Origin of the sequence: Pseudomonas sp. CFBP 13719, from assembly GCF_014842095.1 — a bacterium.
Taxonomy (GTDB): domain Bacteria; phylum Pseudomonadota; class Gammaproteobacteria; order Pseudomonadales; family Pseudomonadaceae; genus Aquipseudomonas.
On the sequence record NZ_JACYVB010000007.1, the window covers coordinates 262,045 to 276,691 of the forward strand.

Here is a 14,647-nt window from a genome sequence, read left to right on the forward strand (position 1 = left end):
CAGGAAAACAAACCCGGATCAAGTCTAAGCGCAGTGCCTGGCTTTGTAACGCGTCGTCGACCCCGCAGCCCGGACCGACAACCGATGAACGACTGCTGACGAAACATTTCCCTTGAAGCCGCGCACCGTTCTCGTCACGACGAGTCCATCAGTGCCTGGGTCTCTTGGCTCTAAGCAGAAAGCTTGCCATGTCGTGCAAACCGCGAGATTTGGCCACCCTGCGCGGCTTTTGTGCAGTGGTTTGAGCAGGCCGGGCGGGCAAGCGCACAACAAGGGTGCAGCGCTGGGCACACCCGTGCGCGAAAACCGTGCGCCGCGGCTCGGCTTTCCAGGGCATGGCTGCGTGATACACTGCGCATCACTTTGCCTCAGGAAATTTCCCATGCTCCCGCCCAAAGCGTTCCTCGACACCCTGAGCGATCACGCCTCGCGCCTGTTCAGCGGTGACACCGCGCAGCCGCGCGCAGAGCTCGAAGGTCAGTTCAAGGCGCTGCTGCAATCGGGCTTCAGCAAGCTCGATCTGGTCAGCCGCGAGGAATTCGACAGCCAGATGGTCGTGCTGGCGCGTACCCGTGCGCGTTTGGAGAGCCTGGAGGCCAAAGTCGCCGAGATGGAAGCCAAGGCAGCACCCAAGGCCGAGTAACCTGGACCGCAGCTTGATTGCCGATCGGCTGCACCGCTTTGTGCCACGCTCGGCATTGCCATTGAACAGCAGGGACGTGCTTCGATGAACCGCAACGAGCTGCGCAAGGCCGATATCAACCTGATGGTGGTGTTCGAAGCGCTCATGCTCGAACGCAACGTCACCCGCGTCGCGGAAAAGCTGTTCCTCGGTCAGCCCACGGTCAGTTCAGCCCTGAACAGGCTGCGCGCCCTGTTCAACGATCCCTTGTTCATTCGCATCGGCCATCGCATGGAGCCCACCGCGCGCGCCGAGGAAATCATTCGGCACCTGTCCCCGGCGCTCGATGCAATGTCGGTAGCGCTGAGCCTGACCCACGACTTCGAACCGGCCGTGAGCACCATGACTTTCCGCATCGGCTTGTCCGACGACGTCGAATTCGGCCTGCTGCCCCAGGTGCTGCGCGCCTTGCGCACCGAGGCGCCGAAAGTGGTGATCGTGGTCCAGCACGTGGATTACTGGCGCATTCCCGATCTGCTCGCCTCCGGCGACATCACCGTGGGCATCAGCCAGACCCGCGGCCTGCCGGCCAACGCCAAGCGTAAATTGCTGCGCCGCATGCGCCCGCGCGTGCTGCGCGCCGACAAGTCGGCCACTCCGCTGACCCTGGACGAATACTGCGCCCGCCCCCACGTACTGGTGTCGCCGACTGCGCACACCAGCGGCATCGCCGATGAGTGGCTGCAGGAAATTGGCCGCACTCGCCAAGTGGTGCTGTCGGTGCCCCAATTCAGCTCGCTGCCCGCTCTGCTCGCCGGCACCGACATGCTCGCCGGCCTGCCCGACTACGCCGCCACCGCGATGGCCGCCCACGGCAACCTGTTCGACGAACCGCTGCCGTTCGATGCGCCGACGCTGGATTTGTCGATGGTGTGGTTGAGCATCACCGACACGGATCCGGCGGAGCGCTGGTTGCGGTCACGGTTGGAAGCGTTCATGGGGGATCGCGGTGGGGTGGTGTAGGGTCGCAACAAAGTGTCATCCATCTCACAAACACGCCTTGGTCGTGGGCACGTCGCTGAATAGCAGTGTCTGGAAACCATGACCTGCCTGCTGCTGCCACCCGTAGCACCGTGAATCATTTCCGCACTGGCGCCCCCTTCCCCATCTACTACCCTCGCACCACCACCGCAGGAAGCGGTTCCTCTTTCAACGCATGGAGCACGCATGTCTCTCGCTATCGTTCACAGCCGGGCCCAGGTGGGCGTGGGTGCGCCTGCGGTCACGGTCGAGGCGCATCTGGCCAATGGGCTGCCGGCGCTGACGCTGGTGGGGCTGCCGGAGGCCTCGGTCAAGGAGAGCAAGGATCGCGTGCGCAGCGCGATTCTCAATTCGGGGCTGGAGTTTCCGGCGCGGCGGATCACCCTGAACCTGGCGCCGGCGGATCTGCCGAAGGACGGCGGGCGGTTCGACCTGGCCATTGCGCTGGGCATCCTGGCGGGCAGCGGGCAGATTCCGGCCATTACCCTGGATGACGTGGAATGCCTGGGCGAGCTGGCGCTGTCGGGCGCCGTGCGGCCGGTGCAGGGTGTCTTGCCCGCTGCCCTCGCCGCTCGCGATGCAGGGCGAACGCTGATCGTGCCCAGGGATAACGCCGAAGAGGCAGCGCTGGCCTCGAACCTGACGGTGATTGCCGCGGATGATCTGATGCAGCTGGTCAGTCACTTCAATGGCCGCAACCCGATCAGTCCCTTCAATGCCAATGGGCTGCTGCTGTTGAGCAAGCCCTACCCGGACCTGAGCGAAGTGCAAGGCCAGGTTGCGGCCAAGCGTGCGCTGCTGGTGGCCGCCGCTGGCGCGCACAATCTGCTGTTCAGCGGCCCGCCGGGTACCGGCAAGACCTTGCTTGCCAGCCGCTTGCCTGGCCTGTTGCCGCCGTTGGACGAGCGCGAAGCGCTGGAGGTGGCCGCCATCCAGTCGGTGGCCAGCCATGTGCCGCTGAAGAACTGGCCGCAGCGGCCCTTTCGGCATCCCCATCATTCGGCCTCGGGCGCTGCGCTGGTGGGCGGTGGCAGTCGGCCACAGCCCGGGGAAATCACCCTGGCGCACCATGGCGTGCTGTTTCTCGATGAGCTTCCGGAGTTCGACAGGAAGGTGCTGGAAGTCTTGCGCGAGCCCTTGGAGAGCGGCGAAATCGTGATTGCGCGGGCGCGGGACAAGATCCGTTTTCCGGCGCGGTTTCAGTTGGTGGCGGCGATGAACCCGTGTCCCTGCGGGTATCTGGGTGACCCCAGCGGTAAATGCCAATGCGGCAGCGACCAGATCCAGCGGTACCGCAACAAGCTGTCCGGGCCGTTGCTCGACCGGATCGATCTGCATCTCACGGTGGCGCGCGAGGCGACGGCGCTGAGCCATGTGCCACAGGCGGGTGAGAATACGGCCAGTGCTGCCATCAAGGTGGCCGAGGCGCGTGAATTGCAGAATCGACGTCAGGGTTGTGCCAATGCCTTTCTCGATCTGCCGGGGTTGCGCGAGCATTGCAGGTTGTCGGCCGAGGATGAGCGCTGGCTGGAAACCGCCTGTGAACGGCTGACGCTGTCGCTGCGGGCGGCGCACCGGTTGTTGAAGGTGGCTCGCACCTTGGCGGATCTGGAGCAGGTGAAAGACATCGAGCGGGCGCATGTGGCGGAGGCGTTGCAGTATCGGCCGTCGGCGCAGTGAGCAATGAAGCAGAAGCGACAAGCGTCATTGCGTTTCAGCAGGCCAATCGTGGATACCGCCGACGCGGCTTGCGCCGCTGCTACAGGGGATTGGGTATTCATACATTCCCGCGTCGGTCGTGGATGCGGTGTTCGTGCATCACCGTGTCGGCCAGAGATGAGGTGGCCGTGCAGCACCACGTCGGCCATGGATGATGTGGCCGTGCATCACCGTGTCGGTCGTAAATGCGGTGGCCGTGCATCACCGCGTCGGTCGTGAATGCGGTGGCCGTGCATCACCGCGTCGGCCATGGATGCGGTGGTCGTGCATCACCACGTCGGTCGTGGATGCGGTGTTCGTGCATCACCGCGTCGGTCGTGGATGCGGTGGTCGTGGCTCACCACGCCGGCGGGGGATTGCGATACTCCTGTAGCAGCGGCGCGAGCCGCGTCGGCGGTGGGTGCGGTCTGGCTGTCGGAACGCGATCGGGGCCGACGCGGCTTGCGCCGCTGCTACAGGGCTTGAGGCTACAAAACGACGCGCAGGACTTGGCCGGCGTGGTAGAGCGAGAACCCGGTTTCATAGACGCCGGTGCGCAGGCTCGGTACCGACACCGGTTTGTCCGTACAGAATGGCAGCGGCAGCTTGTCGGCCTGGCCATGCAGCAGAAACTGCGCCAGGGCCTTGCCCACGACGGTGCCGGTGGTGTTGCCGCGGCCGTTGTAGCCGGTGACCGAGACCAGCCCCGGGGCGGGTTCGAACAGGCGCATGAGGTGGTCGGGGGTGAAGTCGATGCAGCCGGTCCAGTGCATCTCCCATTCGACCTTGCCCAACTGGGGAAAGTAATGGGTCTGGATGCGGTCGGCCCAGCGGCGGATGAACCAAGCCGGCTTGTTGTCCACGCGGCCCATGCTGCCGAGCAACAAACGGCCATCGTCGTCACGGCGAATGCTGCTCAGTACCAGGCGGGTGTCCCAGGAACCCTGTCCGTGTTTGAGCACAGCGTCTGCCGCGGCCGAGTGCAGAGGCTTGGAGGCCACCTGGTAGTAGTAGCCACGGAAGAACTGACCGCGCAGGTTGCACCACTCCCCTTCGGTGTAGGCGCCGGTAGAGATCAGTACCTTGTCGGCGTTGACTTCGCCTTTGGCAGTCTTGACCAGCCAGCCACCACCCTGCTGTTCCAGGCCCAACACCGGCGAGTGCTGGAACACCTGCCCGCCCAGGCGCTCGACGGCCGCGCCCAGGCCACGGGTATAGGCCATGGGATTGATGGTACCGGCACGCCGGTCGAGCAAGGCGGCCTCGATCTTTTCGGTGCCGCAGTAGTCGACGCATTGCGCCCCGGTGAGCAGCTCGACGTCGGCGCCCCGCCGTTGCCATTGCTCGCAGCGCGATTTCAGGTCGGCCACGCCATTGGCGTTGTGGGCCATGTGCAGGGTGCCGTCGTTGTGCGCCTGGCAGTCGATGCCATAGCGCTTGATCAGCGCGAACACTTCAGCCGGCGCGCCGCCGAGCACGCTGTTGAGACGACCGCCCACGGCACTGCCCAAGGTCTGCTCGACTTCGTCGGGCGGAATCCAGGTGCCAGCGTTGACCAGTCCGACGTTGCGGCCCGAACCACCGGTACCGATCTCGCTGGCATCGAGCAACACCACCCGCTTGCCCTGCTCCAGCAACTCGATGGCAGCGCACAACCCGGTGATGCCGCCGCCGATCACGCAGACATCCGCCTTTACCGCACTGGCCAGAGCCGCCGTGTGAGGGGGCCTGGCGGTGATGTGTTCCCAAAGACATTGTTGCCGTAGTTCGCTCATGACTCATTCCAAGCCAGGGAAATCGGGTTCGGACCGCGCCGTCGTCATCGCGGGCAGAGCCCGCTCCCACAGGGATATCCATTGCAGCAAAGATCCCTGTGGGAGCGGGTTCCACCCACGATAGCGCCAGCCCCGCCACCACATCACTCAACCATCAATCAATCGAACACGATGCCCTGAGCCAGCGGCAGTTCGCGCGAGTAGTTGACGGTGTTGGTCTGGCGGCGCATGTAGGCTTTCCAGGCATCGGAGCCGGATTCGCGTCCGCCACCGGTTTCCTTCTCGCCGCCGAAGGCACCGCCGATTTCCGCGCCGCTGGTGCCGATGTTGACGTTGGCGATGCCGCAGTCGCTGCCCGCTGCGCTCTGGAAGCGCTCGGCTTCACGCAGGTCGGTGGTGAAGATGCACGAGGACAGGCCTTGGGGTACTTCGTTGTTCAGGCGCAGCGCCTCGTCGAAGTCCTCGTAGCTCAATACATACAGGATCGGCGCGAAGGTTTCGTGGCGCACCACGTCCGATTGCCCCGGCATTTCGGCGATAGCTGGGGCCACGTAATAGGCATTAGGGTACTGATCGGCCAACTGACGCTCGCCACCGAACACTTCACCGCCTTCGTCGCGAGCCTTGGCCAGGGCACCCTGCATGGCGTCGAAGGATTGCTTGTCGATCAGCGGGCCGACCAGATTGTCCTTGCGCGGATCGCCGATACGTACCTTGGCGTAAGCCGCCTTGACCCGAGCGACCACTTCGTCCTTGATCGAGCTGTGCACGATCACCCGGCGCAAGGTGGTGCAGCGCTGGCCAGCGGTGCCCACGGCGCTGAAGAGAATGCCGCGCACGGCTAGGTCGAGGTCGGCGCTGGGGGCCAGGATCATGGCGTTGTTGCCGCCCAGTTCGAGGATCGTGCGGCCGAAGCGCGCAGCGACCCGTGGACCGACTTCGCGACCCATGCGGGTGCTGCCGGTAGCGCTGACCAAGGCGACGCGCGGGTCATCGACCAGCGCCTCGCCCGCTTCGCGGTCACCGATGATCAATTGCGCCAGGCCTTCGGGCGCATCGCCGAACTGCTGCAGGGCCTTGTCGAACAGCGCCTGGCAGGCCAGCGCGGTCAGCGGGGTCTTTTCCGATGGTTTCCAGATCACCGAATCGCCGGCAACCAGGGCCAGGGCAGTGTTCCATGCCCACACCGCCACCGGAAAGTTGAAGGCGCTGATCACACCGACCACGCCCAGCGGCTGCCAGGTTTCACGCATGTGGTGGCCTGGGCGCTCGGAAGCGATGGTCAAGCCGTACAGCTGGCGAGACAGGCCGACGGCGAAATCGCAGATGTCGATCATTTCCTGCACTTCACCCAGACCTTCCTGGGTGATCTTGCCGGCTTCGACCGAGACCAGCTCACCGAGCTGGGCCTTGTGTGCGCGCAGGACTTCGCCGAACAGGCGCACCAGCTCGCCGCGACGCGGTGCCGGCACGGTGCGCCAGGCCAGGAAGGCGCTATGCCCCAGCTCAATCTTGGCCACGACCTGCGCCTTGGATTCCAGGCTCACCGAGGCGATCTGGCTGCCGTCGATTGGGGTGTGAACAGGATGGTTGCCATCCTTGAATGCACTCGCCGCAACACCCAGGCTTTCGAGCAGGCCATCGACCATTGTTTTCTCCTCACAAGGCTTTAACGATAAGAACGAATTGAGATCAGTATTAATCCGCAGGCCAGACCACCACAACGGAGCAATATTCCATATATCATTCCCTCACCTCATGACCTCGCGGCGATGCCTCCATGTCAAAACGACTTGTTCCTTCGATGACGGCCTTGCAGTGCTTCGAAGCGGCCGCCCGCCACCTGAGCTTTACCCGCGCGGCGGAAGAACTGCACCTGACCCAGAGCGCGGTCAGCAAGCAGGTCGCGCAGCTCGAAGACATGCTGCGTCACCACCTGTTCCTGCGCATTCGTCGGCGCCTGCAACTGACGCCGGCTGGCTCGCTGTACCTGGCCGAGGTGAACAAGATTCTCACCCAGGTGGATATTTCCAGCCGCTACATCCTGTCCTACGGCGACGAAACCGAAGTGCTCACCGTCGCAACCCAGCCCAGCTTCGGCGTGGGCTGGCTGATCCCCAAGCTCAAGGGTTTCGGCAAGGCGCACCCGAATATCCATCTGGACATCCGCAACGAACTCGAGCCCTTCGCCTTGCTGCAGGCCAAGGCCGACGTAGGGTTTTTCTTCGGCCAGGGCACCTGGCCTGGGGCGACCTGTATCGAGCTGTTCGACGATCAGGTGGTGCCGGTGTGCGCGCCCGACCTGCTCGATCAGCCGCTGACCCACGCCGAACAGTTGGCCGAGCTGGTATTGATGCAATGCACGTCGCGCCCCGAGGCGTGGCACGAGTGGTTTCTGGAACAGGGCCTGAGCGCCCAGAACAGCTACCACGGTCCGCGCTTCGATACCTTCTACATGTGCCTGAGCGCTGCCTTGTCCGGTTGCGGCGTGGCCCTGGTGCCGCGCTATTTAGCAGAGAACCACCTGGCCAACGGCGATCTGGTCATGCCCTGGCCGCACACCATGAGCAGCCAGGGCGCGCATTTCGTCGCCTTTGCCGAACATGCCGCAGAAGTGCCGAAGGTGCGCGCGCTGGTCGACTGGATCCTGCAGCAGGTCGCCCACTAGCGGCGCAGCATGAGCAATGGCGAAGCCGACCTGCAGGAATGACCCCCGCACTTTTTTTCGCTTGATCGTGCAGGTCATTCCCCGCTTTCATACTGCAGCCCTTTGCGCAGGAGTCAGCCATGCCTTTCGTCAGCCCCGACCAGACCCGTGCCGCGTTTTCCCGCGCCATGTCCGAGATGTACAAGAACGAAGTGCCGTTGTATGGCGACTTGATGAGCCTGGTCGGCGAGGTCAATCGCCAGGGTCTGGAACAACAGCCGGATCTGGCCGCGTCCCTGGCGCGCACCGGAGAGATCGAGCGCCTGGATGCCGAGCGTCATGGCGCCATTCGGGTCGGCACCGCCGCAGAGCTGGCGACCATCGCTCGGCTGTTCGCGGTGATGGGCATGCAACCGGTGGGATATTACGACCTGACCTCGGCTGGCGTGCCGGTGCACTCCACAGCGTTTCGCGCGGTGCACGAACAGTCTTTGCAGGTGAGCCCGTTTCGCGTGTTTACCTCTTTGCTGCGCCTGGAATTGATCGAGGATGCCGCATTGCGCGAACAGGCCGCGCACCTGCTGGCGCAGCGGCAGATATTCACCTCGCCGTGCCTGGCCCTGATCGAGCGATTCGAGCGCGACGGCGGCCTCGACCAGGCCGACGCCGATGCGTTCGTCGAGCAGGCCCTGGAAACCTTCCGCTGGCACCACGATGCCACGGTGACGGCGGACCAGTATCAACGCCTGCACGACGCCCATCGACTGATCGCCGATGTGGTGGCGTTCAAGGGTCCGCACATCAATCACCTGACCCCGCGCACGCTGGACATCGACAAGGTGCAGGCGCTGATGCCGACGCGCGGGATCACACCCAAGGCCGTCATCGAAGGGCCGCCGCCGCGTCGCCATGCCATCCTGTTGCGGCAGACCAGCTTCAAGGCACTGCAGGAAAAGGTCGCCTTCACCGATCGAACCGCAGTCGCCGAAGGCAGCCACACCGCGCGCTTCGGCGAGATCGAGCAACGCGGCGCGGCGCTGACGCCCAAGGGGCGCGCGCTGTACGATCGCTTGCTGAACGCCTCGCGCAGCGCGCTTGCCGGGTTTCCCAGCGAGACCAACGCCACTGAGTACATGCGTCTGCTGGGCGAGCAATTCAGTGAGTTTCCGGATGATCTGGCGCAGATGCGCGAGCAGGACCTGGCGTTCTTCCGCTATTTCCCCAGCGGCCAGCCCAGTGCGGGCCAGACGACCCTGCAGGGTCTACTGGACAATGGCGCGATTCGCTGCGAGCCCCTGGTCTACGAAGATTTCCTGCCGGTCAGCGCTGCAGGCATCTTCCAGTCCAACCTGGGCGACGATGCCCAGGCCGACTATGGTTTGGGGTCGAGCCAAGAGGCTTTTCACCAGGCCCTGGGCCGGACGGTGCTCGACGAACTGGCGCTGTACGCCCAGACCCAGCAGCGCTCGCTGGACGACTGCGCCCGCGCACTGGGCCTTGCCGCGCTGAACTGATCTGCGCCGCTAGCGCGCGCCGCCCACACGAAAACGGTTCACTTCCTGGCGCAGCTCTGCGGCCAGGCCTTCGAGCTCGCGGGCGGTCTGGGCCAGATTGGACACCACCTCGCGCTGCTCGCCGTTGGTCATGGCAATGCTCTGCAGGTTGCTGCTGAGCATGGTGGCCGTGCTGCTCTGCTCCTGGGTGGCGGTGCTGATGGCATCGAACTGATGCCCGGCCGAACGGCTCTGCTCGTCGATCTGCGCCAGCGCCTGGGCGACCTTGGCGTTGCGCGTCAGGCCTTCACGCATCAGCACGTTGCCTTGGTCCATGGTACTGATGGCGTTGGCGGTTTCCTTCTGGATGCTGCTGATCATGCCGGAGATTTCATCGGTGGCCTGACGGGTGCGCGAGGCCAGGCTGCGCACTTCGTCGGCGACCACGGCAAAGCCCCGGCCCTGCTCGCCGGCGCGGGCCGCTTCGATGGCGGCGTTGAGGGCCAGCAGGTTGGTCTGCTCGGCAATCGAGGTGATCACGCCGACGATACCGCCGATTTCCTGCGAGCGCTGCCCCAGCGTATTGATGACCCCCGCGGTGCTGTTCAGCGCGCCGGCGATCTGCTCGAGAGAATTGGACGCCTCATCCATAGAGGTCCGTCCGATGCGGGTCTGCTGGGCGTTGTCCTGGGCCATGCGCTGGGTGTGGCCCATGTTGTCGGCGATATCCAGGGACGTCGCACTGAATTCCTCGACCGCGCCGGCCATGCTGGAAATCTCCCCGGACTGGTGCTCCATGCCTTCGTAGGCCCCTGCCGAGAGACTCGACAACGTTTGCGCGCGGCCGCTGACTTCATGGGCGGCATTGCGGATGTGCACGACCATGTTCGACAAGGCTTCGCCCATGTGGTTGAAGCTGCTGGCCAACTGGCCTATTTCGTCGTGGCTGGACACCTTCAGGCGTGCATCGAGGTCACCCGCGCCCAGGGCTTCGGCCTGGCGCACCAGTTCACCCAGAGGCCGCAGCTTGCTGCGCAGCAGCCAGATAGCGGCGCCCACGGCGATCAGCATCGCCAGCAGGCTGCCGATCGCCAGTTGCGTACCGACGCTCCAGGTCACGGCATTGATTTCCGCCTTGGGCATGCTCGCCACGACGCTCCAGGGCCCGCCCGGGAATGTCACCGCTTCGGAGAAGATGTCCTGCTTGCCATCGTTCCACAACCGGCCCTTGCCATCCAGCAGGGCCAGGTCGGCCAATGCCTTGGCGGCGGCGTCCGGGTCGTTGACGTTGGCTGGCGCTACCAGCCAGCGATTCTGCTCGTCGAGCAAGGCCAGCGAGCCGGTCTGGCCGATGCGGAAGCGCTGCAGGTTGGCGAACTGGGTGTTCTGCGCGTCGGTGTAGTCGAAGCCGACGAACAACACGGCGATCACTTGGCCCGAGCCGTCGCGCACCGGTGTGTACTGGGTCATGTACGAGCGTTCGAACAACACCGCACGGCCGATGTAATTCTGGCCGTCGAGCAAACGCTGGTAGGCGGGATGGGCATGGTCGAGCGCGGTACCGATCGCGCGGCTGCCATCCTGCTTGGTCAGGGAAGTACTGATGCGCACGAACTCGGCGCCGCTGCGCACGAATACCGTGGCGACGCCCGCTGTCAGCTGCTTGAAATCGTCGACTTCCTTGAAGTCGTTGTTCAGGGTCTGGCTGCCCAGGCGCAGGCTCGGTGTCTGCTGGTTGGCCACGGTGACCGGGCTGCTGGCGTCCACGCTGAGGCCGCCGGCGAAGCGCTTCTCGAACAGCCCGCTCAGACGCTGGGTGCTGTCGCGCAGGGTGCTGTGGAACGTGCTGAGCTGGTCGGCCAGCAGCCGCGCCTCGCTGGCCATGTGCTGTTCGCGGATGGCCAGGTTGGCGATGTCCAGCGAACGCAGGGCGAACGCTGTACTGCCGGTGATGACGACCGCCAGGATCACAGCCAGGGCGATGCCCAGTTGCGTGGCGATACGAGCGCGAGGTTGAGACATTGGAAACTCCTGGGAATCGTGTGCTTGGCAGCAGTGCCAGGGATGTCCAGAGCCGTCGAGCACCTGTCATCCTTGATCTTATTGGTACTGCTACATCGGCGATTCGAACGAATACTTGAGCGCCCTGCTGTGGCATGAACGCTACACAGCGATTTGCGTTGCGCTGCCACAAGGTCGAGAATCCTGCGTCCCACCCCTGAGCCGACCGAGCCGGATTCATCATGCAGCCCACCGTACGTATCGAACTTCAGGCCCTGCTTCGGCTGGCGGGGCCGCTGATCGCCTCGCAGCTGGCACACATGCTGATGGTTCTGACCGACACCCTGATGATGGCCCGCCTGAGCCCCGAGGCACTGGCCGGCGGCGGCCTGGGGGCGGCCAGCTACTCCTTCGTCTCGATTTTCTGCATCGGCGTGATCGCTGCAGTCGGCACCCTGGTGTCGATCCGCAAGGGTGCCAACGACCAGCAAGGCGTGGCGCGCCTGACCCAGGCCGGGTTATGGCTGGCATGGGGGATGGCAGCGGTGGCGGCGGTACTGTTGTGGAACCTGGGGCCGGTCCTGGCCATGCTCGGGCAGACTCCGGCCAACGTCGCTTTCGCCACCCAGTTCCTCTTGCTGCTGCCCTTCGCGCTGCCAGGCTTCCTGAGCTTCATGGCGCTGCGCGGCTTCACTGCCGCGCTGGGCCGGGCCACGCCGGTGATGGTCATCAGCATCATTGCCACCGTGGCCAACTATCTGCTCAACCATGCGTTCATCGAGGGCCTGTTCGGCTTGCCCAAACTGGGCCTGGTGGGCATCGGCATGGTCACCGCGATCGTCAGCAACCTGATGGCAATCGCGCTGGCGCTGTACATCCGCTATCACCGTGCCTACACGCCCTACCCGCTGCTCAAGGGCCTGGCCCGACCGAACCTGTCGGCCCTGCGCGAGTTGTGGCGATTGGGGCTGCCGATCGGTGGCACCTACGCCGTGGAAGTCGGCCTGTTCGCCTTCGCCGCGCTGTGCATCGGCACCATGGGCAGCACGCCGCTGGCGGCGCACCAGATTGCCCTGCAGATCATCTCGGTGGCTTTCATGGTGCCTGCCGGCATGTCCTACGCGGTGACCATGCGCATCGGCCAGCACTACGGCGCCGGGCACTTGCTGGCTGCGCGCCTGGCCGGGCGGGTCGGCATCGGTTTCGGGGCAGTGGTGATGCTCGCCTTCGCCCTGCTGTTCTGGCTCGCGCCAGGCCCTCTGGTCGGCGTCTTTCTGGACCGGGCCGATCCGACTTTCCACGGTGTCATCGAGCTGGCAATCAGCCTGTTGGCGGTCGCGGCCTGGTTCGAGATGTTCGACGGCATCCAGACCATTGCCATGGGCGCCATTCGCGGCCTCAAGGACGCCAAGACCACGTTTCTGGTAGGGCTTTTCTGCTATTGGGCCATCGGTGCGCCAGCGGCCTGGAGCCTGGCGTTTCACTTCCAGCTGGGTGCGGTGGGCGTGTGGTGGGGGTTGGCGCTGGGCCTGCTGTGCTCGGCCTGTACCTTGACCTGGGCGTTCGAGTGGCGCATGCGCCGACTGCGCCGCCTGGCCGGGCCTACGGCGCTGGCGACCTGATGGCCTGGGCCTGGCCGAAACGCAGGAATGCCTGCAGCTGCTCCAATGGCAGGGGCCGGCTGATCAGGTAGCCCTGCACCTGATCGCAGCCGAAATCACGCAGCAACGCAAGCTGCTCGGGGGTTTCGACGCCCTCGGCAACGACCTTGAGGTCGAGGTTGTGCGCCAGGTTGATCATGGCGTGGACCAACTTGCTGTTTTCCGGACGCTGTTCCATGCCACTGACGAAGCTCTTGTCGATCTTGAGCAAAGCGATCGGCAGGCTGCTCAGGTGGACAAACGAAGAGAACCCGGTGCCGAAATCGTCGAGAGAGAAACGCACGCCCAGGCAGCCCAGGGCGTCCATGGTCCGCTTTACCAGGTCGTTGCGACGCATCACGGCGGTTTCGGTGAGTTCGAATTCCAGCCAGCCGGCGTCGATGCCGCGCTCGGCGATCAAGCGCCCCAGGGTGCTGAGCAGCTGGCTGTCCTGGAACTGCCGGAACGACAGGTTGATTGCCATGTGCAATGGTTCGAAGCCACCTTCGCGCAGGGTCTGCATGTCGCGCAGGGCGCGGGCGATCACCCAGTAACCCATAGGCACGATCAGCCCGCTCTGCTCGGCCAGGGGCACGAACTCGCCGGGGGCAAGCACGCCACGCTCGCGGTGGCGCCAGCGCACCAGGGCCTCGAGACCGACGATGGTATTGCCGCTCAGGTCCAGCCGTGGCTGGTAGTGCAGCTCCAGCTCGTCACGCCGCAGGGCGCGGCGCAGCTCGCTTTCCAGGTCCGCCAGGCTGCGCGCATGACGGTTGATGCGTTCGTTGAACAGATGATAGCTGCAGCCCTGGGTGCTCTTGGCCTGCTGCATGGCGATGTGCGCATGCCACATCAGCGGATCGGCGCCAGCACCGGCGCGGGCATGCGCAATGCCCAGGCTGCAGCCGATCAGCAGGCTCTCGCCGTCCACGTAATACGGCTCGGCCATGGCCTCGATGATGTTGGCGGCCAGGCGCTCGGCCCGTGACGGGTCCCGCCGGGTATCGAGCAACAGGGCGAACTCGTCGCTGCCCAGGCGGGCGACCTGATCGCCCGCCTCGAGCTGCTTCTTCAGGCGCGCCACCACCTGCAGGATCAGCCGGTCGCCGGCCTGGTGCCCAAGCGCATCGTTGGCATGGCGGAAGTTGTCCATGTCCAGGTGGCCCAAAGCTACGCCACGGCCCTCCTGCTCGGCCAGGCGCGCGGCGAGCAGCGTCTGGAAACCGGGGCGGTTGGCAATGCCGGTCAGCGGATCCTGTTCGGCCAGGCGCTGCAGGGTGTCCTGCAGCACGCCCCGCTCGCGCACATGGCGCAGGCAGCGGCGCAGCGTGTCGCTGGTGAGCTCGCCCGCCACCAGCCAGTCGCTGACACCCGGCGGCGGTTCGTCCGGCTCCTGGGTCAGCAACAGCACGATCGGCAGCGCGCAACGGCCCGGCGCCGGCAGCAGGGCGGTGGTGGTCAGCAGCAAGGTGCCGGGCTGGTTGTCGAAGTGCGAGGCCACAGGATCCCAGGCGGACGCCTCGATCAATGTGGCCACATTGCCAAGGGTCGCCAGACACTCGCGCAGCGACGTGGCCCAGGTGCGATCCTGGGCCAGCAGCAACAGCCGCGCGGGTTCGACAGGCGTAGACAAACGAGCTCCTTGGGACAGTTTCACAGTCATTCGATAGCGCTTAAAAACGGCCTCGCCAGCAGCTCGGGGCAGACCCAATCCACAGTACGTGTCAACG

10 protein-coding genes are annotated in these 14,647 nt (G+C 65.0%); 6 read left to right on the forward strand and 4 right to left on the reverse strand.

The features are described from left to right. The first annotated feature begins 382 nt into the window (after positions 1 to 382). The 3 genes from IFT57_RS20885 to IFT57_RS20895 all read left to right on the forward strand — a co-directional run bounded on the left by IFT57_RS20885 (position 383) and on the right by IFT57_RS20895 (position 3,343). Complete coding sequence (locus IFT57_RS20885) at positions 383 to 643, forward strand: accessory factor UbiK family protein (protein WP_122479935.1); 261 nt, start codon at positions 383 to 385, stop codon at positions 641 to 643. 84 nt (positions 644 to 727) lie between these two features. Continuing rightward, a complete protein-coding gene (locus tag IFT57_RS20890) occupies positions 728 to 1,645 on the forward strand; it encodes a LysR family transcriptional regulator (protein ID WP_122716017.1) in 918 nt (305 codons plus the stop codon). A gap of 204 nt (positions 1,646 to 1,849) precedes the next feature. After that, positions 1,850 to 3,343, forward strand: a complete 1,494-nt coding sequence (locus tag IFT57_RS20895; RefSeq protein WP_192152546.1) for a YifB family Mg chelatase-like AAA ATPase — start codon at positions 1,850 to 1,852, stop codon at positions 3,341 to 3,343. Positions 3,344 to 3,849: 506 nt separating this feature from the next. On the opposite strand, the gene amaA is transcribed toward IFT57_RS20895, so the two are convergent. Beyond that, positions 3,850 to 5,136, reverse strand: coding sequence for an L-pipecolate oxidase (gene amaA, locus IFT57_RS20900; RefSeq protein WP_192152547.1), 1,287 nt, complete (start codon positions 5,134 to 5,136; stop codon positions 3,850 to 3,852). Between the two features lie 158 nt (positions 5,137 to 5,294). Beyond that, positions 5,295 to 6,785, reverse strand: coding sequence for an L-piperidine-6-carboxylate dehydrogenase (gene amaB / locus IFT57_RS20905; RefSeq protein WP_192152548.1), 1,491 nt, complete (start codon positions 6,783 to 6,785; stop codon positions 5,295 to 5,297). 131 nt (positions 6,786 to 6,916) lie between these two features. Between amaB and IFT57_RS20910 the strand changes: the two genes are divergently transcribed. Further along, positions 6,917 to 7,804, forward strand: a complete 888-nt coding sequence (locus IFT57_RS20910; protein WP_192152549.1) for a LysR substrate-binding domain-containing protein — start codon at positions 6,917 to 6,919, stop codon at positions 7,802 to 7,804. 119 nt (positions 7,805 to 7,923) lie between these two features. Next, positions 7,924 to 9,297: a 2-oxoadipate dioxygenase/decarboxylase HglS gene (gene hglS / locus IFT57_RS20915; RefSeq protein ID WP_192152550.1), complete on the forward strand. Its 1,374-nt coding sequence runs from the start codon at positions 7,924 to 7,926 to the stop codon at positions 9,295 to 9,297. A gap of 9 nt (positions 9,298 to 9,306) precedes the next feature. Here hglS and IFT57_RS20920 read toward each other — a convergent pair whose 3' ends face one another. After that, positions 9,307 to 11,298, reverse strand: a complete 1,992-nt coding sequence (locus IFT57_RS20920) for a methyl-accepting chemotaxis protein (RefSeq protein ID WP_192152551.1) — start codon at positions 11,296 to 11,298, stop codon at positions 9,307 to 9,309. A 221-nt stretch (positions 11,299 to 11,519) separates the two neighbouring features. On the opposite strand from IFT57_RS20920, the gene IFT57_RS20925 reads away from it, so the two are divergent. Next, complete coding sequence (locus IFT57_RS20925; RefSeq protein ID WP_192152552.1) at positions 11,520 to 12,899, forward strand: NorM family multidrug efflux MATE transporter; 1,380 nt, start codon at positions 11,520 to 11,522, stop codon at positions 12,897 to 12,899. Here IFT57_RS20925 and IFT57_RS20930 read toward each other — a convergent pair. Further along, positions 12,880 to 14,550, reverse strand: a complete 1,671-nt coding sequence (locus IFT57_RS20930; protein ID WP_192152553.1) for a putative bifunctional diguanylate cyclase/phosphodiesterase — start codon at positions 14,548 to 14,550, stop codon at positions 12,880 to 12,882. The genes IFT57_RS20925 and IFT57_RS20930 overlap by 20 nt on opposite strands. Between the last annotated feature and the right edge of the window lie 97 nt (positions 14,551 to 14,647).